Here is a 19,766-nt window from a genome sequence, read left to right as displayed (position 1 = left end):
AGGGCATGATGGAGGAATGAAGGGGCAGGAGCTCGCCGGCGGCACACTCGCGGCCGAGGCCATGGACCGGTTCAGCCGGCCGACCCGGGAGTGGTTCCTGGGCGCCTTTTCTGCGCCCACCCCGGCGCAGAACGGCGCCTGGAACGCCATTTCCTCTGGCGCGCATGCCCTGGTGGTGGCCCCCACCGGCTCCGGCAAGACCCTCGCCGCCTTCCTCTGGGCGCTGGACCGGCTTCTGGTCTCGGCGCCGGCGGCCCCCGAGGAACTGCCCGGGCTGGATGCCACGGCCGCCAAGACGGGCCGGAAGAAGGCTCCGAAGCGGAAAACCCGGGTGCTGTACATCTCCCCGCTCAAGGCGCTGGGCGTCGACGTCGAACGCAACCTCCGCGCTCCGCTGATCGGCATCACCCAGACCGCCAAACGCCTTGGTCTGCCCGCGCCGCTGATCACGGTGGGCGTCCGCTCCGGGGACACGACGGCGGCGGACCGCCGCTCGCTGCTCAGCCACCCGCCGGACATCCTGATCACCACCCCCGAATCCCTCTTCCTGATGCTCACCTCCAAGGCGCGGGAGACCCTGGACGAGGTGGACACCATCATCGTGGATGAGGTGCACGCCGTCGCCGGCACCAAGCGCGGCGCGCACCTGGCCGTCTCGCTGGAACGCCTTGACGCGCTGCTGCCGAAGCCGGCGCAGCGGATCGGGCTCTCCGCCACGGTGGAACCGAAGGAACTCGTGGCGCAGTTCCTGGCGGGGTCCGCCCCCGTGGAGATCGTGGCGCCCCCATCCAAAAAGACCTGGGACCTGACCGTCTCCGTTCCGGTGGAGGACATGTCCGATCTGCAGGGCGCCGCCGGGGCGTTCGATTCGGGTCCGGCGTCCGGGCTGCAGCCGCACGCGTCCATCTGGCCGCATGTGGAAGAGAAAATCGTGGACCTGGTGCTGGCGAACCAGTCCACCATCGTGTTCGCCAACTCCCGCCGGCTCGCGGAGCGGCTCACCGCCCGGCTCAACGAGATCTACGCGGAGCGCCAACTGATCGCCGCCGGCGGAGGCTGGGACGACGCCGCCGCGGCACCGGACGCGGGCGGCGCGCTGCCCGCGACCACCGCCACGCCCGCGCACATGATGGCCCAGGCCGGCAGCACCGCGGGCGCCGACCCGGTCCTGGCCAGGGCACACCACGGCTCCGTCTCCAAGGACCAGCGCGCCCTGATCGAAGACGACCTGAAGTCCGGGCGGCTGCGCTGCGTCGTGGCCACCTCCTCGCTGGAACTCGGCATCGACATGGGCGCCGTGGACCTCGTTGTCCAGGTCGAGTCGCCGCCGTCCGTGGCCAGCGGGCTGCAGCGGGTGGGCCGCGCCGGACACCAGGTCGGCGAAATCTCCCAGGGCGTCCTTTTCCCGAAGCACCGGGCGGACCTGGTCCACACGGCCATCACCGTGGAACGCATGCTGGACGGCAAAATTGAGCGGCTCTATGTCCCTGCCAACCCGCTGGACATCCTGGCCCAGCAGACCGTCGCAGCGACCGCGCTCGGGGCGATCGACGTGGAGGAATGGTTCGCCACCGTCCGCCGCTCCGCCCCCTTCGCCTCGCTCCCCCGCTCCGCCTTCGAGGCGACCCTGGACCTGCTGGCCGGCCGCTACCCGTCGGACGAATTCGCCGAGCTGCGGCCCCGGATCGTCTGGGACCGCAACGCCGGCACCATCGAGGGCCGCCCCGGCGCGCAGCGGCTGGCCGTCACCTCCGGCGGCACCATCCCGGACCGCGGGCTGTTCGGCGTCTACATCATCGGCACCGAGGTCGAGGGCACCGGCTCCCCCGGCGGCTCCGGCGGCCCGGGTGACGGCAAGGCCCCTGGCCAGGCCTCCCCGGCCAAGGGCGGCCGACGCGTCGGTGAACTGGACGAGGAGATGGTCTACGAATCCCGCGTCGGCGACGTCTTTGCCCTCGGTGCGACCAGTTGGAAGATCGAGGACATCACGCACGACCGTGTCCTGGTCTCCCCCGCCTTCGGCCAGCCCGGCAAGCTCCCGTTCTGGAAGGGCGACTCCCTCGGCCGGCCGGTGGACCTGGGCCGCGCCCTCGGCGCCTTTGTGCGCGAACTCTCGGCGTCCGACGTCGGGCCGGCCACCGAGCGCTGCAAGGCCAGCGGCCTGGACGACTTCGCCGCCAACAACCTGATCCAGTACCTCGCCGAACAGAAGCTCGCCACCGAAGTGGTCCCGAGCGACACCACCCTGGTGGTGGAGCGGTTCCACGACGAACTCGGCGACTGGCGCGTGGTGCTGCACAGCCCCTTCGGCATGCCGGTGCACGCACCCTGGGCCCTGGCCGTGGGCCAGCGGCTGCACCAGCGGTACGGGATGGACGGCTCCGCGATGGCCGCCGACGACGGGATCGTGCTGCGGGTGCCGATGATGGAGGACGAGCCGCCCGGGGCCGAACTGTTCCTGTTCGAGCCCGAGGAGCTCGAACAGATTGTCACCGCGGAGGTCGGCGGCAGCGCGCTGTTCGCCTCCCGCTTCCGGGAATGCGCCGCCCGGGCCCTGCTACTGCCCCGGCAGACCCCCGGGAAACGCCAGCCGCTCTGGCAGCAGCGGCAGCGCTCCGCCCAGCTGCTGGACGTCGCCCGGAAGTACCCGACCTTCCCGATCGTGCTCGAAACCGTGCGTGAATGCCTGCAGGACGTCTACGACCTGCCGGCGTTGAAGGACATTGCCGCCTCCATTGAGCGGCGCGAACTGCGGATCCTGCAGACCACCACGCAGCAGCCCTCGCCGTTCGCCAAGTCCCTGCTGTTCGGCTACGTGGCGCAGTTCCTTTATGAGGGCGATTCGCCGCTGGCCGAGCGGCGGGCTGCCGCGCTGGCCCTGGATTCGACCCTGCTCAACGAACTGCTGGGCCGGGTGGAGCTGCGCGAGCTGCTCGACCCGAAGGTCATCGAGGCCACCGAGCTGGAGCTGCAGCGCCTCGCACCGGACCGCAGGATGCGCGGCCTGGAAGGCGTGGCCGACCTGCTCCGGCTGCTGGGTCCGCTCACCCCCGCCGAAGTCGCGGCCCGGCTGGAGGCGCAGGTCCAGCCCGAGGTGACGCCGGACGTGCTGCCGGAGGTGCGGCCGGATGAGGCGGCTTCCGCGCCGGGTCCGGAGACAGCGGAGTCCGGGGAAGCAGAGACGGCCGACGGCGAGGCCGCGGCGCAGCCGGAGCCTGCCGCGGTCCGGGGCGCCGATCCCGGCGAGGCCGCCGCGCACCTGGCCGCGCTGCAGCGCGCCAACCGCGCGATCAAGGTCAACATCGGCGGCGTCGAACGGTTCGCCGCCGTCGAGGACGCCGCCCGGTTGCGGGATGCCCTCGGTGTCCCGCTGCCGATGGGTGTGCCGCTGGCCTTCATCGAACCCGTCGCAGACCCGCTGGGCGACCTGGTCTCGCGCTACGCCAGGACCCACGGGCCCTTTACCGCCGCCGAGGCCGCCGCCCGTCTGGGACTCGGCGTCGCCGTCGTCGGCACCGCACTCAAGCGGCTGGCCGCGGACGGCCGCGCCGTCGAGGGCGAGTTCCGGCCCCATCCCGCGGCGCCGGAACCAGTCGAAGGCACCGCCGGTGGACCCGGCGGTGAGCCCGCCGACGCGGCCGGCGAGGCCACCGCCGTCGAGGATGCCGCCGCCGTCGTTCCTCCGGTCGTCCAACCTCTGGCGGCCAGCGAATGGTGCGACGCCGAGGTGCTCCGCAAGCTGCGCCGCCGCTCACTGGCCGCGCTGCGCGCCGAAGTGGAGCCGGTGGACAACGCCGCGTACGGGAGGTTCCTCCCGGCCTGGCAGCACGTGCGCACACCCGGCGGCCGGGGCCAGTCGGCGCTGCGCGGGCTGGACGGCATCGTCACCGCCATCGACCAGCTCTCCGGCGTGCCGATTCCGGCGTCCGCCTGGGAACCGCTGGTCCTGGCCAGCCGCGTCTCCAATTACCAGCCGGCCATGCTCGACGAACTGATGGCCGCCGGCGAGGTCCTCTGGTCCGGAGCCGGCTCGCTTCCCGGCAACGACGGCTGGGTGAGCCTGCACCTGGCTGATTCGGCCGAACTGACTCTGAACCCGGCCCTGGACTTCGAACCCGGAGACGCCCAGCAGCGGCTCCTGGAGCATCTGCAGAACAACGGCGGCGGGTACTTCTTCCGGCAGCTGACCGACATCGCCGGCGGGATGGACACGGTGCTCAGCGACCAGGACGTTGTCTCCGCGCTCTGGGACCTGGCCTGGGCGGGCCGGATCACCGGCGACACGTTCGCCCCGGTCCGGGCCCTGATCGCCGGCGGCCACACCGCGCACCGGCAGGTGGGGCGTGCCCCGCGGGCCCGGGCGCCGCGGCTCAGCCGGCTGGGACGCGCCCACGGGACCGGGCTGCTCGGCTCGCCCGGCCTCACCGGCGGCCGGTACGGCTCCGTCAGCGGCGCCGCCCCCACGCCGCCGCTGGCCGCGGGACGCTGGTCCGCGCTGCCCGCGCCCGAACTCGATCCCACCATCCACGCCCGGGCCACCGCGGAACTCCTGCTCGACCGGTACGGCGTGGTCACCCGCGGGTCCGTGATGGCGGAGAACATCCTGGGCGGCTTCGGCCTGATGTACAAGGTGCTGGCCCGGCTCGAGGAAGCCGGACGCTGCCGCCGCGGCTACTTCATCGAGCACCTCGGCGCCGCCCAGTTCGCGGTGCCGGCCACGGTGGACCGGCTGCGGTCCTACGTCGAGGACGCCCAGCTGAACAAGGCCGAGCCGGTCGCCCTGGCCCTGGCCGCCACAGACCCGGCCAACCCCTACGGCGCCGCGCTGCCGTGGCCGGCCCTGGATGTCGAGGCCGGCACCGGCCACCGCCCCGGCCGGAAGGCGGGCGCCCTGGTGGTCCTGGTCGACGGCGCCCTGGTCCTCTACGTCGAACGCGGCGGCAAGACCCTGCTCACGTTCAGCACCGACGCCGACGTCCTCGCCGCCGCCGGCGCTGCGCTCGTGGGAGTGGTGACCCGGGGCGCCGTGGACAAGCTCATCATGGAAAAGGTCAACGGCCACGGCATCCTGGACACCCCCGTCGCCGCCGCCCTGGCCCAGGCCGGCGCCTACTCCACGCCGAAGGGACTGAGGATCCGTGCCTGAGGGCGATTCCGTTTTCCGCGCCGCGGCGCAGCTGCACGCCGCGCTGGCCGGCAAGGAGTTGCTGGCCTCCGACTTCCGGGTGCCCCGCTTTGCCACATTGAAGCTGGGCGGCTGGACGGTGGAGGAAGTCATCCCCCGCGGCAAGCACCTGCTGATGCGTGTGGCGGGCCCGGCCCCGAAGGACCGGCTCACCATCCACTCGCACTTGAAGATGGAGGGGACCTGGCAGATCTATCCCCCGGGCGGGCGCTGGCGCAAGCCCGGCTTCACCGCCCGCTGTGTGCTCCGGACGGCGACGGCGGACGCCGTCGGGTTCTCGCTGGGGCTGTTGGAGGTCATCCCGACGGCCGAGGAGGCCAGCGTGGTGGGCCATCTCGGGCCGGATCTGCTCGGCCCGGACTGGGACATGGCGGAAGCCGAACGGCGCCTGCTGTCGGCGCCCGAGGTGCCTGTCGGCGTCGCGCTCTTGGACCAGCGCAACCTGGCCGGCATCGGCAACATCTACCGCTGCGAGGCGTGCTTCCTGTCCGGCATCCACCCGGCGTCGCCGGTCTCCACAGTGCCGGACCTGGCGGCGATGATCACCGACGCGAAAGTCCTGCTCACGGCCAACCTTGGTCCGGGCCGGCGGGTCACGGTGCTGAACGCCCGCGGCGTCCCGGTCGGCCGGACGGCGGGGCGGCCGGGCTACTGGGTGTACCGGCGCGAGCACCAGCCGTGCCTCAAGTGCGGCACGCCGATCCGGCGCGGGGTGCTGGCCAAGGCCTCCGGCGCCGAGGAACGGGACATCTACTACTGCCCCACCTGCCAGCCGTTGCCAGGCGCTTCGCAGGACAAAGCGTGACGCTGGCTGCGACGAGTCAGCCGTGGAATGCGGGCCGCAGGGCCTACGTCGCAGGGGTCGAGGCCCCGGCCACCGCGGCCTCCGCTTCGGGCTGGGCTTCACCTTCGAGCGGTGCTTCAGCTGCGGCCCGGGGTTCCGGCACGGTGAACCGCGGCAGCAGCAGTTGCACCAGCGGCCCGATCGCCAGCGCGTAGAGCACGGTCCCCACGCCGACCGAGCCGCCCAGCAGCCAACCGGCGCCCAGCACCACCACCTCGATGCCGGTCCGCGCGCCCCGCACCGGCCACCCGGTGCGGCGTGCCAGCCCGGTCATCAGTCCGTCCCGCGCGCCGGGCCCCAGACGGGCGCCGATGTAGAGCGCGGAGGCCACGCCGTTGAGCAGCACGGCCCCGACCAGAAGCGCGATCTGGCCGCCCAGGTGCGAGAACCGCGGGATCAGCGCCAGCCCGATGTCGGCAAACACACCCACCAGAACCGCATTGCAGACGGTGCCCACCCCCGGCCACTGCCGGAGCGGAATCCAGAGCAGCAGAACCAGGAAACTCACGATGATCACCACCGTGCCGAGGCTCAGCCCGGTCCGGCCGGCGAGCCCCTGGTGGAAGACGTCCCACGGCGCCGTCCCCAGGCTGGCCCGGATGACCATGGCCAGCGAAATGCCGTACAGGGCAAGACCGAACAAGAGCTGGAGGAGTCTGCGCGTCAACATGTTCACCATCTTTCCGGAAAACTGGCCTTGTATTCCATATCCAGTTTGAAATACTGGCTTTATGTCCGGTTCCCTGAACCCCAGCTCCCTGGCCCGCCTGCTGGGTGAGTGGAACGTCGGTGCCGCGCCCGCCTACCGCGAGCTGGCCGACGTCGTCCGCCTCCTGATCCTCGACGGCCGCGTCGCGCTCGACGTCGCGCTGCCCAGCGAGCGGTCGCTGGCGGCGACGCTTGGCATCAGCCGCACCACGGTGACCGCCGCCTATGCCCTGCTGCGCGACCAGGGTTTCCTCAGCAGCGGCCAGGGCAGCCGGAGCCGGAGCTGCATCCCCAGTCACGGCTCTGTCCATACCGGCGGGAGCGACGGCGGCCTGCGGCTCAGCGGCGCCCCCGGGCTGGCGGTTCCGGACGGGATCCTGGACCTGGCCTACGCCTCGCTGCCCGCCAGCGGCGAAGTGGTGCACCGGGCGTTTGCCGCCGCGCTGACCGAGCTGCCGGCGCTGCTTCCCGGCTTCGGTTACGACGCCCTCGGGGTGGGGCCGCTGCGGGAGGCGATCGCGGCCCGCTACACGGCGGCCGGGGTGCCTACCAGTGCCGGGCAGATCCTGGTCACTTCCGGGGCGCAGCACGCCCTGAACATCGTGCTCCGGACCCTCGCCGGGCGGTCCGGGAAGGTGCTCGTGGAACATCCGAGCTACCCGAATGCCCTGGACGCGATCCGGGCCGCGGGCTGCCGCCCCGTGACCGTGGCCATGCCCGCGGCGAACCGAGGCGGCGTCCACAGCGGTTCCCGGTCCGGCGGGCGCGCCGACGCCCGGCCGGACGAGCGCACCGACGCCCACACCGCGGGGCCGGCCGGCTGGGACCTCGAGGCGATGGAGTCGGCGCTGCTGCAGCAGCGGCCGGCGATGGCCTACGTGGTGCCGGACTTCCACAACCCCACCGGCCGGCTGATGCCCGACGCCCAGCGGCGCCGCCTCGTGGCGGCTGCCGCGGCGTCGGGCACCGTGCTGGTGGTGGATGAGACCCTGCGCGAGCTGAACCTCGACGGCGCCGCGTCCACCCCCATGGCCGCGTTCGGTCCGGCGGTGGTGTCCCTGGGGTCCCTCAGCAAATCGCACTGGGCGGGGCTGCGTACCGGCTGGATCCGCGCCAGCGAGCCCCTCATCCAACGCTTCGCCGCGGTCCGCACCACCCTGGACCTGGGCGGCCCGGTGGTGGAGCAGCTCGCCGCGGCGCACCTTGTTAACGACCTCGCGGAGCCGCTGCCGGCCCGGCTCGCCGCGCTGCGCGGGAACCGGGATACCCTGCTGGACCTGCTCCGCCGGCATCTTCCGGAGTGGGAGCCGGAACGGCCTGCCGGCGGATTGTCGGTCTGGTGCCGGCTTCCTGCACCGGTGAGCACTGCCCTGGCGGTCATCGCCCCGGACTTCGGCATCCGGCTGGCCGCCGGGCCCAGGTTCGGCGTCGGCGGTGCCTTCGAGCATTACCTGCGGCTGCCGTTCACCCTGCCGCCGGAGCATCTGGAGTCCGCGGTGCTGGCTCTGCGCTCAGCCCAGGACCGGCTGGACCGCTCCCCGCAGCTGCGCCGGAACCTCCCCGCCGGGCCCGCCGCGGCCATCGCCTGAGCCCGCGCCGGCCCCGGCCAGGCCTGGCCCGCCCCGAGCCGCCGCGAGCCGCCCTGAGCCGCGGGCCCGTTTCGACGGTTCCCTGCTGACTCGACGCTTCGAAACACCCTGTGGGCACGGAACCGTCGAAGCGGCGGGGGCGGGCTTAGGCGTAGACCTTGTCGAGGAATCCGCCCCACGCCTTGGCTGTCGCGCCGGAGTCCCCGCGGCCGCTGAAGTCGTGCACGGTCAGGCCCACCGGGCCGCCGAAGGCGTTGCGCCCGAAGAACCGGTACATCGTGTCAGCGGTCCGCAGCCCGAGGAAGTTCTCGTTGGAGAAGTCCACTTCCCCGGCAAGGCGCCCGACGCCGTCGACATCCAGCTCCAGGGTGTCCCCCTGGGCTGAGGCGGCGACGCCGAGGGCCCTCCTGAGCCGGTCGAAGCCGTCCGGGGCCTGGGATGCGGCCGGCGCCTGGATGTCCGTGAAGACCACGGGCTTGCCGTCGAAGTGCTTCAGGTACTGGCCAAGGGTGTGCAGGTAAAACGCCGTGTGCTTGCTGGCGCCGTCGTATTGCTCGTCCCAGTTGTCGGTGAAGATGCCGCTGTGGACGTAATGCAGCCGCGCCCGGCCGCCGTCGAGCGGTTCCAAAACATGTTCGAGCTGGTTGAACCAGCCGTCCGGGCCCTCCATCCGCGACAACAGGTGGGAGGGGCGCTCCTCCACGGTCTTCACGTCCGGCCACTGGTCCGTCGGGAACATCCAGGCGGGCGTGCCGCGGGTGACGGCCTCCCACACGCGCTCCGGGGTGCCGGGCAGTTCGGTGTCGTAAACGATCTCAAATTCCCGCTTGTTAGTCATTGTCCTGCTCTTTAGCTTTCATGGTTTCGGGTGAGTTTTTCAGTACCGGGTGGAGTGCGATGACGAGCCGGTGCTTGCGTCCCGCCGCCGGGGAAGTCGCCGGGCCGCGCGCCCCGCCGTCGTGGTACTTTTCCACGAGCCCGGCCACTGCGGCGCCGAGCTCCTCGGCAAAGGCCGCCCGGTCCGCCGCGGAACGGAAGGTGACCTCGCCGTCGATCGCGAAGGTGGCGAGTTTCTGCCGGGCCGCCGCCGCGCCTGCGATCAGCTGGCCCATTTCCTGGACCATGCGGGCCGCGAGCGCCAGCAGCCAGAAGGCGGAGAACCGGTCCGAGAAGCGGTGCGGGTCCGGGGCCACGGAGGCCAGGGCCGCCGGCGATATCAGGTACGACGCCGCCGTCGCCCGTAGGATGCGTTCAGTGACGTTGCCGCGCCGCCGCTCCTCGACCAGCTCCACCAGGCCGTGCCGCTCGAGGGCCTTGAGGTGGTAATTCACCTTCTGCCGCGGCAGGCCCACCCTCGCGGCAAGCTGGGTTGCGGATCCCGGTTCCACCAGCTCACGCAGGATCCGGGTGCGGATGGGGTCCAGCGAGGCCTCCGCCGCCGCCGGGTCTTCGATGACCTCGATGTCCAACATGCTTCGAGTCTGCTCACCGACAATTTTATTTGTCAAGAACTTTTTTGTCGTCGGCGCCGTTTCGATGGTTCCCTGCCCATCCGATGCTCGAAAACCTCGTGCGGGCACGGAACCGTCGAAACGGCGCCCGGGAGGAGGCAAAGTAGAATGGACCGGTGATGCAATCCCCCCTACCCGTGCGCGACGGCGTCAACGCGACCCGCCTGCGGTTGCCGGATGAGGGGCCGTGGGACACCGCCATGGACTACATGATGCACCGCTGGGGGCATATCGACCCGCAGGGCATCGAGGACCGCTTCGACGCCGGCGAGATCGTGGGCGAAGCCGGCGTGCCGCTGGACCGCACCACCCCGCTGCAACGCCACACCTTCATCTGGTACTACCGCTCGCTTCCGCCCGAGACCCGGATCCCGGTGGAACTGGACATCCTGCACCAGGACGAGCACCTCCTGGTCGTGGACAAACCGCACTTCCTGCCCACCACCCCGGGCGGCACCTACATCCAGGAGTCAGCCCTGGTGCGGCTGCGGAACCAGCTGCAGCTGCCGGACCTGATCCCGATGCACCGCCTGGACCGCATGACGGCAGGCATCCTGCTGCTCTCCACGAATCCCGAGACCCGCGGGAAGTACCAGGTGCTCTTCGAGAAGCGCCAGGTTCAGAAGGAATACGAGTGCGTGGCCGCCGCGGAACCCGCCCCGGGCCACCCCGCCGTCGACTTCCCCGTGGTGGTGCGGAACCGGATGACCAAGTCCCGCAGCTACCTGCTCGCCGAGGTGGTCGAGGGCGAGCCCAACGCCGAAACTCGGATCGAGCGGTTGCGCACGTTTGCCGGGCCGGCCGGCATCGTCCAGCCCGCCGCCCGGGCCGGCAGCACCGCGGCCAACGGCACCCCGTACGACGCCGGGGCGGCGCGCCGCGCGCTCTACCGGCTGGAGCCGCACTCCGGGAAGACCCACCAGCTCCGCGTGCACATGGCATCGTTGGGACTCGGGATTGTCAACGACGCGTTTTACCCCGAGCTGCTGGACAAAGCACCGGACGACTACGCCAGGCCGCTCCAGCTCCTGGCCCGCGGGATCCGCTTCGTGGACCCCATCTCGGGCAGCCCGGTGGAGTACCGCAGCCGGCTCGAACTTTCCGAGGCCCGCTAGGCAACCCGCCACCCGCCGGCCGGCCGGATATGCGGTACCTTGTGCCCATGGACTTGGCCAATGCGGACACCTGGGGAGCCTCGATCTATTTCTGGATCATCCCCGTTGTCCTTGGCGACGCCATCTTCCCGCCGCTGCCGTCCGAGATGGTGGTGATCACCGCCGGAGCCCTGTCCGCCGACGGCCGGGCCAACGTGTATCTGGTGGCCATCCTCGCCGCCCTCGCCTCCTGGCTCGGCGACCTCGCGGTCTTCCAGCTCTTCAAACGCCGTCTCAGCCACGTGCTGGACCGGTGGAGCTGGGGCCGCAAATTCCACAGCGGCGTGCACCTGGCCATCGCCCGCGCGGGCCGCTCCTCCACTTACGGGGCCATCATCGGGATCCGCTTCATCCCCGGCGGAAGGCTGGCCACCACGGCCGCGGCGGGGATCGCCAACGTGTCCACCAAGGGGTTCAGCTTCTGCGCTGCGCTCGGCGGCTCGCTTTGGGCGGTGTGGTCCGTGGGCCTGGGGTACGTCACGGGCTCGGCCACCAAGCTGCCGTTCTGGGCGAGCTCGCTGATCGGGGTGGGGCTCGGCCTGGTGATCGGTGCCGTCGTCGGCGTGATCGTCACCCGCCGCCGCGGCAACCGCTCCCCCGTGGTGGAACCCGGCTCCCCTGCGGCGGACCCGGACGCGGAACTGGATTTTTAGCCTGGCAGCCGCGGCCCGCCCCCGGGGTCGCGGCTAGACCGGAGCCCAGCGGCCCCGGTTGCGCCGCAGCACGGTCAGCGGCCCGGTCACCGCGACGCGTTCGACGGCGTCGCGCATCATGGCGGCCGACTCCAGCGCCTGGTTGTTCTCCGCCGCGTAAGCTGTGGCGTCCACCAGGAAGCGCAGGTTCAGCTGCGGGACACCGCCGGCGATCTCCAGCTGGTTGGACTCCACATGGTGCCGCGTCCCGAGTGCCTCCACGGCAGCGGCCATCACGGCTTCGGGCGGGGTGCCAGGTTTGAGTCCGGTGATCTTGAGTCTGGTCTGGAACGACGGCATGGAACAACCCTAGCCGCCCGCTCCGACCCTCCCGCAGATCCTCCCGGATTCGACGCGACGCTCCCGCAGATCCGGCCGGATTCAAACCGACGCTCCCGCAGATCGCCCCGCCCAGGAGATCCTGTCGCCTCACCTGAGGGAGGACCGGGGGAAGACTAGCCGGTGTTGCGCAGGCCCGCCGCGACTCCGTTGACGGTGATCAGCATGGCGCGCTGGAGGCGTTCGTCGATCTCGGCGTTGGGCATGCCCTCCCCGGCGGCGGCCTCGGCGCGGACGCGCCGCAGCAGTTCCACCTGCAGGTAGCTGATCGGGTCGAGGTACTGGTCGCGGATCTCCAGCGAGCGCTTGAGCGTGGGCTGCGCGTCGAGGAGCAGATCCTCGCCGGTGAGGTTTTGGATTTCGGCGACCGTCAGCTCGTACTCCGCGCGGATGGTGTGGAAGAGGTGGTGCAGCTCGGCGGGGACCAGGGTCGAAACGTAGTAGCCGGCTATGTCCATGTCCGTCTTCGCGAGCGTCATCTCCACGTTGGAGAGCACCGACCGGAAGAAGTGCCAGCCGTCCATCATCTCCACCAGCTGGGCCGAGTGGCCCGCCTCGCGGGCGGCCTTGAGCCCGGAGCCCACGCCGAACCAGCCCGGCACGATCTGCCTCGACTGGGTCCAGCCGAACACCCACGGAATCGCCCGCAGGCCCTCAAGTCCGGCGCCGGAGTCGGGGCGTTTCGAGGGCCGGGAGCCGATGTTCAGCGAGCCAAGCTGCTCCACCGGCGTGGACGACATGAAGTACGCCGGCAGGTCCGGGTCGTCGATCAGCGTCCGGTAGCGCGCAAACGCGGCGTCGGAAATGGTCTCCATGACGTGGCCGTACCGTTCGCGCTGGTCTTCCGAGGTGCGCGGGGTGCGGTGCAGCGCCGACCCCTGCAGCACCGCGGCGAGGGAGAGCTCCAGGTTCTCGCGCGCGAGCTCGGGCAGCGAGTACTTGTCCGAGATGACCTCGCCCTGTTCGGTGAACTTGATCTCGCCCTCGAGCACACCGTTGGGCTGGGCCATGATCGCGTCGTAGGTCGGCCCGCCGCCGCGGCCCACGGAACCGCCGCGGCCATGGAAAAGCCGCACCCGGACGCCGTGTTTGGCCGCGACGTCGCGCAGTTTGCGCTGCGTCTTGTGGATTTCCCACTGGCTCGTCATCACGCCGGATTCCTTGTTGGAATCCGAGTAGCCGAGCATGATTTCCTGCACGTCGCCGCGCAGCCGGACCAGCTCGCGGTAGGACGAATCGGCGAGCAGGGCATCCACGATCTCGGCCGAGGCGCGCAGCTCCTCCACGGTCTCCAGCAGCGGAGCGAAGCCGATCCTGGCGTACGGTGCCTCGCCGAAAAGGTTCACCAGCCCGGCTTCGCGGGCCAGCACGGCCGCGGCCAGCACGTCGTCCGCGCCGCGGGTCATCGAGATGATGTAGGTCTCGATCACGTCCGGGCCGTAGGTGCGCAGGGCGCGTCGGATCTCGCGGAAGACGTCGTACGTGCCGTCTGCGACGCCGTCGAGCTTGATCGGGTGGCCGGAGAGCGGGCGGCGGGAGGCGAGCTCGGAGCCCAGCACTTCGAGCCGCTCGGCCCGGCTCAGCTCGGCGTACCGCACGCCGGGCCCGCCGAGGCGGTCCATGAGCTGGCCGACGGCGTCATGGTGATGGTCTGCGTGTTCGCGGATATCCAGCGTGGCAAGGTGCAGGCCGAAGGAGGCGATCGCCCGCCGGACCCGCGCCAGGGCGCCGTCGGCGGCGAGGCCGGCATGGTGGTTCCGCAGCGAGGACTCGAGCAGGCCCAGCTCGGCCAGGAGCTCCGCGGTAGCGGCATAGTCCCGGCCGGGCTCGTGCGTCGAGCCGGCGGTGACCCGGCGGCCGGTGTTGAGCAGCTTGGCCTTAATACAGGTGAGCTTGAGCCGGTACGGTTCCTGCGCGTTGAGCTCCAGGACGCGCCGGTCCAGTCCGGGCAGGTTCCCCAGGTCGACGTCGATCGAGTCCAGCAGCGCCTGGTCGGCGCCGGCCAGCGCGGTGGAGTTGGACAGGATGGAGATGAGCCCGTCGATCAAGCCGATGCTGATCCGGACGGCGTGCTGGTTGTGGATCTGCAGGATTTCGCGGGTGACGCCGGCGGTGACGTTGGGGTTGCCGTCCCGGTCCCCGCCGATCCAGGAGCCGAAGCGGATCGGCGCCTTGGTGGCCGGCAGGGTGACGCCGTGCTCGGTGAGGAGGTCGGACAGGTCCGAAAGCATCTCCGGCATAGCGTCGCTGAGGATGCCGGTCAGGTAGTAAATCGCGTTCCGGGCCTCGTCCACGGGGGTGGGGCGGACCTGGCGGAGCTCGTCCGTCTGCCACATCTGGTCGATCACCTCGGCCATCTGGCGGTCCTGGCGGCGGCGGGCCGAGGTTCCTTCCGATGTGGAATCGGCCAGCACGTCGGAGAGGCGGCGGATCTTGTCCAGCACCGACCGCCGGGACGCTTCGGTGGGATGCGCGGTGAAGATGGGCCGGACGTCGAGTTCGTTCACGACGTCCTGCAGCACCGCGGACCCGGCCTGTTCGGCGATTTCCGCGACGGCCTTGGCCAGCCAGCCGTCCTTTTCCTGCCGGCTGCGCAGCCCGCGGACCCGGTGGACCTGCTCGGCGGCGTTGGCCAGGTGGAAGTAGAAGGCAAAGGCCCGGACCAGGTCGGTCGCCTGCTCAAGGGGCAGGGAGCCGAGCAGTTCGCGGACCTGGGCGACGACGTCGTACGAACTCCACGGCCCGGTGGCATCGGCGCCGCCCCGGGCGGCCTCCTTGGATTCCTTGGTCAGCAGGCGCACCTGTTCGACCAGGTCAAGGAGCTCGGGGCCGTGCTGGCGGACCAGGGATTCGCCGAGGAGGGTGGACACCCGGCGGACATCGGCGCGCAGTTCGGAGGCGAGGTCTGTGCCGGAAGTCAGTGCAGTGTCAGCCATGGAAATCATCTTTCGAGGTTCGACTTGGCTCGTACACTGCGCTGGATACTGTGAGCCGGGTTACTTGTACCCATGGGATGTTACCCGGCTCACGCGGCGGCCGGGAATCCGTCTCAGATAGTGTCCGGCCCGTTGACGGCGGCGGCCCCACTTAACTAGCTCGCAGTTGTTGGCGTCTTGAGCCCTCAGGACGCCAACAGCTGCGAGCCAGACGGGACGTCAGCGGGCGATCTTGAAGTTGAAGTCCGCGTTGCCGAAGGCGCCCCAGAGCCGCAGCCAGACCGGCAGGAGCATCTCCGTGCCGCGGGCCGTGGTGATGTCGCCGAGGTCGATGATGTCGCGGTGGCCAAGGTCGGCCAGCAGGCCGGCCACCACCGTCTTGGCGTCCGCGTCATTGCCGGAGACGAAGACCGAGTGGTCGCCGCCGGCCACGCTGGCCGGGTCCACCATGACGCCGGCGTTCATCGTGTTGAGCGTCTTGACCACGCGTGCGTCGGGGAAGGCGCGCTGGATCTGCTCGCCGAGGCTGTCCGTGTTCACCGGGTTCAGCGACGGCGGGAACCCCTGGGAGAAGTCGAGCGGGTTCGCGATGTCCACGATCACTTTCCCGGCCAGGTTGGCGGCCCCGGCGGCGGCCAGGGCGTCCAGGGAACCGGTCCCGTTGGTGGCGTTGACAATGATGTCGCTACCGGCGGCGGCGTTGGCGAAGGCGGCCAGGGCGATTCCGCTGTGCTCCGCGTGCCACTGGGCAAACGGGACGCCGCCCATCGGGCCCGCCTCGGTCCGGGCCAGCGTGGCCTGCGGATCGCGGGTTCCGATCACGACGTCGTGGCCGAGCTTTGCCAGGGCCGCGGCGACGAGGGGGCCGACGGTGCCGGTGCCGAAGACTGCAATTTTCATGGGGACCTCATTCGGGGAAGGGTTCTGGAGGAAGGGGGTAGACAAGTTCGTCTACCACTGGCCGCGACGCTACCAGACAGAACTGTCTACGGCAAGGAGACCTCGGCCGAAGATCGACGCCCGCATGCCCGCTGCCGCCGCTGCCCGCCGCGGAATGAGCCGCGGAACAAGAAGAACCGGACAGACTGGTCTGTGTACCATGAAGTTATGACGCCGAAAGCAGCACCACCCGCCGGGCCGCGGACGGTCCGGACGCCGGCGGGGCAGGCGAAGGACAAGATCCTGGCGACGGCCTTCCGGCTCTTCTATGCCCAGGGTCTCCGGGCGGCCGGCATTGACACGATCATCGCCGAATCCGGCGTCGCGAAGGCCACGTTCTACAAGTACTTCCCGGCCAAGGACGACCTGATCCTGGCCTATCTGGAACAGGTGGACGGCGTCTGGACTGGGCAGTTGCAGGCCGCGGCTGAAGCCGCGGGACCGGACCCCGCGGATCAGCTCGTGGGCCTGTTCGACGCGCTCTCCACCGCCTGCCGCCGCGACGGCTACCGCGGCTGCGCCTTCATCAACGCCGCTGCCGAGTCGGCCTCGGGCACCCGGGTGCACGAGCGGACGGTTGCCCACAAACAGCACATCCTGGCCTGGATCCGTGACCTGGCGGAGAAAGCCGGCGCCCCGGATCCGGACGGGCTGGCCCGCAGCCTGACCCTGGTCCTCGACGGCGGCCTGGCCAGCGGGGTGCTCGACGCCGACCCCGCCGCTGCTGCCGCCGCCCGAACCACCGCGGCCCAGCTGGTCGCGGCCGCCCTTACAAACCCGCCCACCCCCAACTGACAGACAGATGTTGCCCTTTTGAGCCTCAGAACGGCAACAACTGCGAGCTGGTTGGGCTGATACCCGCAGAGGTGCCCTATGACCGCCGTTGAGTCCCCCAGCGACGCACAGCTTGCCCGCTGGCAGCGCTTCCGCAGCAGCCGGAATGCGGCCCTCGCCAGCGATTACGGCTGGCTTACCCTGACCTCCTTCCAGTGGCTGCCGGAGTCCCCGGCCGCCGTCGAGCTCGTCCCCGGCCGCTGGTCCACGGACGGCACGACGGCGTTCCTCACCGCCGCGGCGGCGGACGGGCTGACGCTGGTGGAGACCGGCGAGCCCGTCGACGGGACCATCAGCGCGGCGCTGGCCAATGAGGAGTCGCTGCCGTGGGTCCAGTTCGGCGGGGCCGACGGCCGGCAGGTGAGGGTGGAGCTCGCCATGCGGGCCGACAAGTACGCGCTGCGCACCCGGGATTCGGCGTCTCCGGTGTTCACCGGGTTCGACGGCGTGCCCACCTTTGACTACCGGCCGGACCTTGTCGTCGAGGCGCGGTTCGTGCCCTACCCGGAGCCGGTGGATGTGCCCATCGGGACAGCCAACCCTTTGGTGGACGGGGTGCACCGTTCCGTCGGCGAGCTTGTGTTCCGGCTTCCCGGCCAGGAGCATGAGTTCCATCTGCAGGCCGAGGAGGAGAAACTCGGCGCCCTTACCGTGACGTTCCACGATGAGACCAACGGGATAACGACGGATGAGTGGCGCAAGGTCTCGACGGCCCGGCCCCGCGTCGATTCCCTGGGAAACAGAACCGTCATCCTGGACTTCAATCGGGCGATCAACTATCCCAGCGCCTTCACCCCGTATGGCACCTGCCCCATGCCGGTGAAGAACAACAGCCTGGACTACCGCATCGAGGCCGGCGAAAAGCAGCCATTCGCCTAGCAGGGCCGCGGCGCCGGGAGGCCTAGCAGGGCCCCGCCGGGCTAGATGATCGCGGACACCCCGGTCACGGCCCGGCCCGCGATCAGGGTGTTGATCTCGTACGAGCCCTCATAGGTATAGATCGCCTCGGCGTCGGCGAAGATCTTGGCCATCCGGTAGTCGGTGACGATCCCGTTGCCGCCCAGCAGGGACCGGCCCATCGCCACGGTTTCGCGCATCCGGGCGCTCACGTAGGACTTCGCCAGGGCCACCTGGGGCATGTCCGCCGCGCCCGTGTCCTGCAGCTGGGCAATCCGGACCATCATGCCCATGCTCGCCACCGCGTTGCCGAGCATCGTCACCAGCTGCTGCTGGACCAGCTGGAACTTGGCCAGCGGCCGGCCGAACTGTCGGCGTTCGACGGCGTACTGCCGGGCGACGTCGAACGCGGCCAGCTGCTGCCCCACGCCCTGCCAGGCGACCATGATCCGCGACCCGCGCAGCAGCTCGTTGGTGTCCTCGAAGCTGTTGATCCCGGCGAAGCGGTCCGCCTCGGCCACCTGAACGTCGGTGAAGACGATGTCGGCGTTCTGCACGGTCCGCAGCGCGATTTTGTTTTCGATCCTGCTCCTGCGGACGCCGGGCAGTGTGGCGTCCACGATGAAGCCGCGGATGCCGCCGTCGGCCTCGTCTCGGGCCCAGACCAGCATGTAGTCGCAGAATGTTCCGTTGCCGATCCAGCGCTTGGCTCCGTTGAGCACCCAGTGGTCGCCGGACTCGCCGGGCACGCGCCGCGCGGTGGTCTCCATCCCGCCGGCCACGTCGGAACCGTGGTCCGGCTCGGTCAGGGCGAAGGCCCCGGTGGTGCGCAGGCCCGCCGCATCGTCGAGGAGCCGGGCCTTCTGCTCCTCGGAGCCGAAACCGTAGAGCGATTCCACGAACAGGTCGTGGTGGACCAGGAAGAAGGTCGCCAGCGAGGTGTCCACCCGGGTCATCTCGGCGATGACCAGGCCGGCGAACAGGTTGCTGTAGCCGCGCTGGGCCGGGGCGCTGAGCTCCAGCGCGGCCAGCTTGGGCAGGATGTGCGCCGGGAACTCGGCGTCGTTCCACCACTGGGTGGCGAACGGCGCCACCTCGCGGGCCAGGAACTCCCGGAGTTCGGCCAGCTTCGCCTGTTCTGCGGCGCTGAGCAGTGATTCAAAGTCAAAGAAATCGGCGGACGGCAGTTCGGAGAGGGCCGGGTCGACGGGGGCAGGGCTGTCCACGGCGAGGGTCACTTCGGTCCCATCCGGATGGCGCCGTCGAGCCGGATGGTCTCGCCGTTGAGCATGGCGTTGTCCACGATGTGCGCGGCGAGGTTCGCGTATTCGGCGGGCCGGCCCAGCCGGGACGGGTGCGGCACCTGGCGGCCCAGCGAGTCCTGCGCCTCCTGCGGCAGCCCGGCCATCATGGGGGTCTCGAAGATCCCGGGCGCGATCGTGACGACGCGGATGAGCGAGCGCGCCAGTTCGCGGGCGATCGGCAGCGTCATCGCCGCCACGGCACCCTTGGAGGCCGAGTAGGCCGGCTGCCCGATCTGGCCGTCGAACGCGGCCACGGAGGCGGTGTTGATGATGACCCCGCGCTCTTCGCCGCCCAGCTCGGTGGAGACCGGATCCGTGGTGGCCATCGCGGCGGCGGCCAGGCGGATGACATTGAAGGTGCCGACCAGGTTGATCTGGATGACCCGGCTGAAAGTCTCCAGCGGGAGCACCCCGTCCCGGCCCAGCACCTTGCCCGGGGTGGCGATGCCGGCGCAGTTCACCACGATGCGCAGCGGACCGAGCGCGACGGCGTCGTCGACGGCGGCCTGCACCTGCTCCTCGCTGGTGACGTCCGCGGGCACAAAGACAGCGCGGTTCGCCTGCTCCCCCGCGCCGGTGCTGGCGCCGCCGGCGGCGGACGCGTTGAGTTCGGCGGCGAGGGCGTCCCCGGCGGAGGCCGGCAGATCCACCAGCACCACCGAGGCGCCGGCACTGAACAGCCGCCGGGCCGTCGCGGCCCCCAGCCCGGAAGCGCCGCCCGTAATCAGTGCGACCGTACCCATGACGTCCATACATCCTCCTTGATGTGGCACCGCAACCCGGCCGTGGAACTGCTCGCAGCCACCGGCACCGGGGAACATTAGTTAGTTCAGG

At 70.6% G+C, this 19,766-nt stretch carries 15 protein-coding genes; 7 read left to right on the top strand and 8 right to left on the bottom strand.

The genetic code is table 11. The annotated features are described in order from the left end of the window. Positions 1–16: 16 nt before the first annotated feature. Together AC1MBE_RS12000 and AC1MBE_RS11995 are read left to right on the top strand one after the other, a co-directional pair. Positions 17–5,146: an Lhr family helicase gene (locus AC1MBE_RS12000; RefSeq protein ID WP_479778522.1), complete on the top strand. Its 5,130-nt coding sequence runs from the start codon at positions 17–19 to the stop codon at positions 5,144–5,146. Continuing rightward, positions 5,139–5,990 carry a DNA-formamidopyrimidine glycosylase family protein gene (locus AC1MBE_RS11995; protein ID WP_479778520.1) on the top strand — a complete coding sequence of 284 codons (852 nt, stop codon included), beginning with the start codon at positions 5,139–5,141 and terminating at the stop codon, positions 5,988–5,990. Before AC1MBE_RS12000 ends, AC1MBE_RS11995 begins: the two co-directional genes overlap by 8 nt. A gap of 43 nt (positions 5,991–6,033) precedes the next feature. On the opposite strand, the gene yczE is transcribed toward AC1MBE_RS11995, so the two are convergent. After that, positions 6,034–6,699 carry a membrane protein YczE gene (gene yczE, locus AC1MBE_RS11990; RefSeq protein ID WP_479778518.1) on the bottom strand — a complete coding sequence of 222 codons (666 nt, stop codon included), beginning with the start codon at positions 6,697–6,699 and terminating at the stop codon, positions 6,034–6,036. Between the two features lie 61 nt (positions 6,700–6,760). On the opposite strand from yczE, the gene yczR reads away from it, so the two are divergent. Then, complete coding sequence (gene yczR / locus AC1MBE_RS11985; protein WP_479778516.1) at positions 6,761–8,326, top strand: MocR-like transcription factor YczR; 1,566 nt, start codon at positions 6,761–6,763, stop codon at positions 8,324–8,326. Between the two features lie 145 nt (positions 8,327–8,471). Here the strand turns inward: yczR and AC1MBE_RS11980 are convergent, their stop codons facing one another. Continuing rightward, positions 8,472–9,164 (bottom strand): SRPBCC family protein, encoded by a 693-nt coding sequence (locus tag AC1MBE_RS11980; RefSeq protein WP_479778514.1) that lies wholly within the window; start codon positions 9,162–9,164, stop codon positions 8,472–8,474. Continuing rightward, entirely contained in the window at positions 9,157–9,798 is a 642-nt protein-coding gene (locus AC1MBE_RS11975) for a helix-turn-helix domain-containing protein (RefSeq protein ID WP_479778513.1), read from the bottom strand. Before AC1MBE_RS11975 ends, AC1MBE_RS11980 begins: the two co-directional genes overlap by 8 nt. A gap of 158 nt (positions 9,799–9,956) precedes the next feature. Here AC1MBE_RS11975 and AC1MBE_RS11970 point away from each other — a divergent pair, with 158 nt between their 5' ends. Then, a complete protein-coding gene (locus AC1MBE_RS11970) occupies positions 9,957–10,952 on the top strand; it encodes an RluA family pseudouridine synthase (protein ID WP_479778511.1) in 996 nt (331 codons plus the stop codon). Positions 10,953–10,999: 47 nt separating this feature from the next. Then, positions 11,000–11,644 carry a DedA family protein gene (locus tag AC1MBE_RS11965; protein ID WP_479778509.1) on the top strand — a complete coding sequence of 215 codons (645 nt, stop codon included), beginning with the start codon at positions 11,000–11,002 and terminating at the stop codon, positions 11,642–11,644. A 33-nt stretch (positions 11,645–11,677) separates the two neighbouring features. Here AC1MBE_RS11965 and AC1MBE_RS11960 read toward each other — a convergent pair whose 3' ends face one another. From AC1MBE_RS11960 to AC1MBE_RS11950, 3 genes are all read right to left on the bottom strand, one after another. Next, on the bottom strand, positions 11,678–11,983 hold the full coding sequence (locus tag AC1MBE_RS11960) for a hypothetical protein (protein WP_479778507.1): 306 nt from the start codon (positions 11,981–11,983) through the stop codon (positions 11,678–11,680). Positions 11,984–12,138: 155 nt separating this feature from the next. Continuing rightward, positions 12,139–14,958, bottom strand: a complete 2,820-nt coding sequence (ppc, locus tag AC1MBE_RS11955; protein WP_479778505.1) for a phosphoenolpyruvate carboxylase — start codon at positions 14,956–14,958, stop codon at positions 12,139–12,141. Between the two features lie 219 nt (positions 14,959–15,177). Continuing rightward, positions 15,178–15,858, bottom strand: a complete 681-nt coding sequence (locus AC1MBE_RS11950) for an NADPH-dependent F420 reductase (RefSeq protein ID WP_479778503.1) — start codon at positions 15,856–15,858, stop codon at positions 15,178–15,180. 207 nt (positions 15,859–16,065) lie between these two features. Between AC1MBE_RS11950 and AC1MBE_RS11945 the strand changes: the two genes are divergently transcribed. Both AC1MBE_RS11945 and AC1MBE_RS11940 read left to right on the top strand, forming a co-directional pair. After that, on the top strand, positions 16,066–16,692 hold the full coding sequence (locus tag AC1MBE_RS11945; protein WP_479778501.1) for a TetR/AcrR family transcriptional regulator: 627 nt from the start codon (positions 16,066–16,068) through the stop codon (positions 16,690–16,692). Positions 16,693–16,770: 78 nt separating this feature from the next. Beyond that, positions 16,771–17,610, top strand: coding sequence for a DUF1684 domain-containing protein (locus tag AC1MBE_RS11940; RefSeq protein ID WP_479778499.1), 840 nt, complete (start codon positions 16,771–16,773; stop codon positions 17,608–17,610). Positions 17,611–17,651: 41 nt separating this feature from the next. Here the strand turns inward: AC1MBE_RS11940 and AC1MBE_RS11935 are convergent, their stop codons facing one another. Both AC1MBE_RS11935 and AC1MBE_RS11930 read right to left on the bottom strand, forming a co-directional pair. Then, positions 17,652–18,866, bottom strand: coding sequence for an acyl-CoA dehydrogenase family protein (locus tag AC1MBE_RS11935; protein ID WP_479778497.1), 1,215 nt, complete (start codon positions 18,864–18,866; stop codon positions 17,652–17,654). Further along, positions 18,863–19,684: a 3-hydroxyacyl-CoA dehydrogenase gene (locus AC1MBE_RS11930; RefSeq protein WP_479778495.1), complete on the bottom strand. Its 822-nt coding sequence runs from the start codon at positions 19,682–19,684 to the stop codon at positions 18,863–18,865. Before AC1MBE_RS11930 ends, AC1MBE_RS11935 begins: the two co-directional genes overlap by 4 nt. Positions 19,685–19,766 lie beyond the last annotated feature (82 nt).

The sequence above is a fragment of the Arthrobacter sp. BG5 genome (assembly GCF_056680155.1).
This window is presented reverse-complemented; position numbering and strand designations above follow the sequence as displayed.

What these genes read in the sequence shown, in the direction of transcription:
- yczE (WP_479778518.1), bottom strand. Translation starts at nt 6,699, where the DNA reads ATGTTGACGCGCAGACTCCTCCAGCTCTTGTTCGGTCTTGCCCTGTAC.
- AC1MBE_RS12000 (WP_479778522.1), top strand. Translation starts at nt 17, where the DNA reads ATGAAGGGGCAGGAGCTCGCCGGCGGCACACTCGCGGCCGAGGCCATG.
- ppc (WP_479778505.1), bottom strand. Translation starts at nt 14,958, where the DNA reads ATGGCTGACACTGCACTGACTTCCGGCACAGACCTCGCCTCCGAACTG.
- AC1MBE_RS11965 (WP_479778509.1), top strand. Translation starts at nt 11,000, where the DNA reads ATGGACTTGGCCAATGCGGACACCTGGGGAGCCTCGATCTATTTCTGG.
- AC1MBE_RS11980 (WP_479778514.1), bottom strand. Translation starts at nt 9,164, where the DNA reads ATGACTAACAAGCGGGAATTTGAGATCGTTTACGACACCGAACTGCCC.
- AC1MBE_RS11930 (WP_479778495.1), bottom strand. Translation starts at nt 19,684, where the DNA reads ATGGACGTCATGGGTACGGTCGCACTGATTACGGGCGGCGCTTCCGGG.
- AC1MBE_RS11975 (WP_479778513.1), bottom strand. Translation starts at nt 9,798, where the DNA reads ATGTTGGACATCGAGGTCATCGAAGACCCGGCGGCGGCGGAGGCCTCG.
- yczR (WP_479778516.1), top strand. Translation starts at nt 6,761, where the DNA reads ATGTCCGGTTCCCTGAACCCCAGCTCCCTGGCCCGCCTGCTGGGTGAG.
- AC1MBE_RS11960 (WP_479778507.1), bottom strand. Translation starts at nt 11,983, where the DNA reads ATGCCGTCGTTCCAGACCAGACTCAAGATCACCGGACTCAAACCTGGC.
- AC1MBE_RS11940 (WP_479778499.1), top strand. Translation starts at nt 16,771, where the DNA reads ATGACCGCCGTTGAGTCCCCCAGCGACGCACAGCTTGCCCGCTGGCAG.
- AC1MBE_RS11970 (WP_479778511.1), top strand. Translation starts at nt 9,957, where the DNA reads ATGCAATCCCCCCTACCCGTGCGCGACGGCGTCAACGCGACCCGCCTG.
- AC1MBE_RS11950 (WP_479778503.1), bottom strand. Translation starts at nt 15,858, where the DNA reads ATGAAAATTGCAGTCTTCGGCACCGGCACCGTCGGCCCCCTCGTCGCC.
- AC1MBE_RS11945 (WP_479778501.1), top strand. Translation starts at nt 16,066, where the DNA reads ATGACGCCGAAAGCAGCACCACCCGCCGGGCCGCGGACGGTCCGGACG.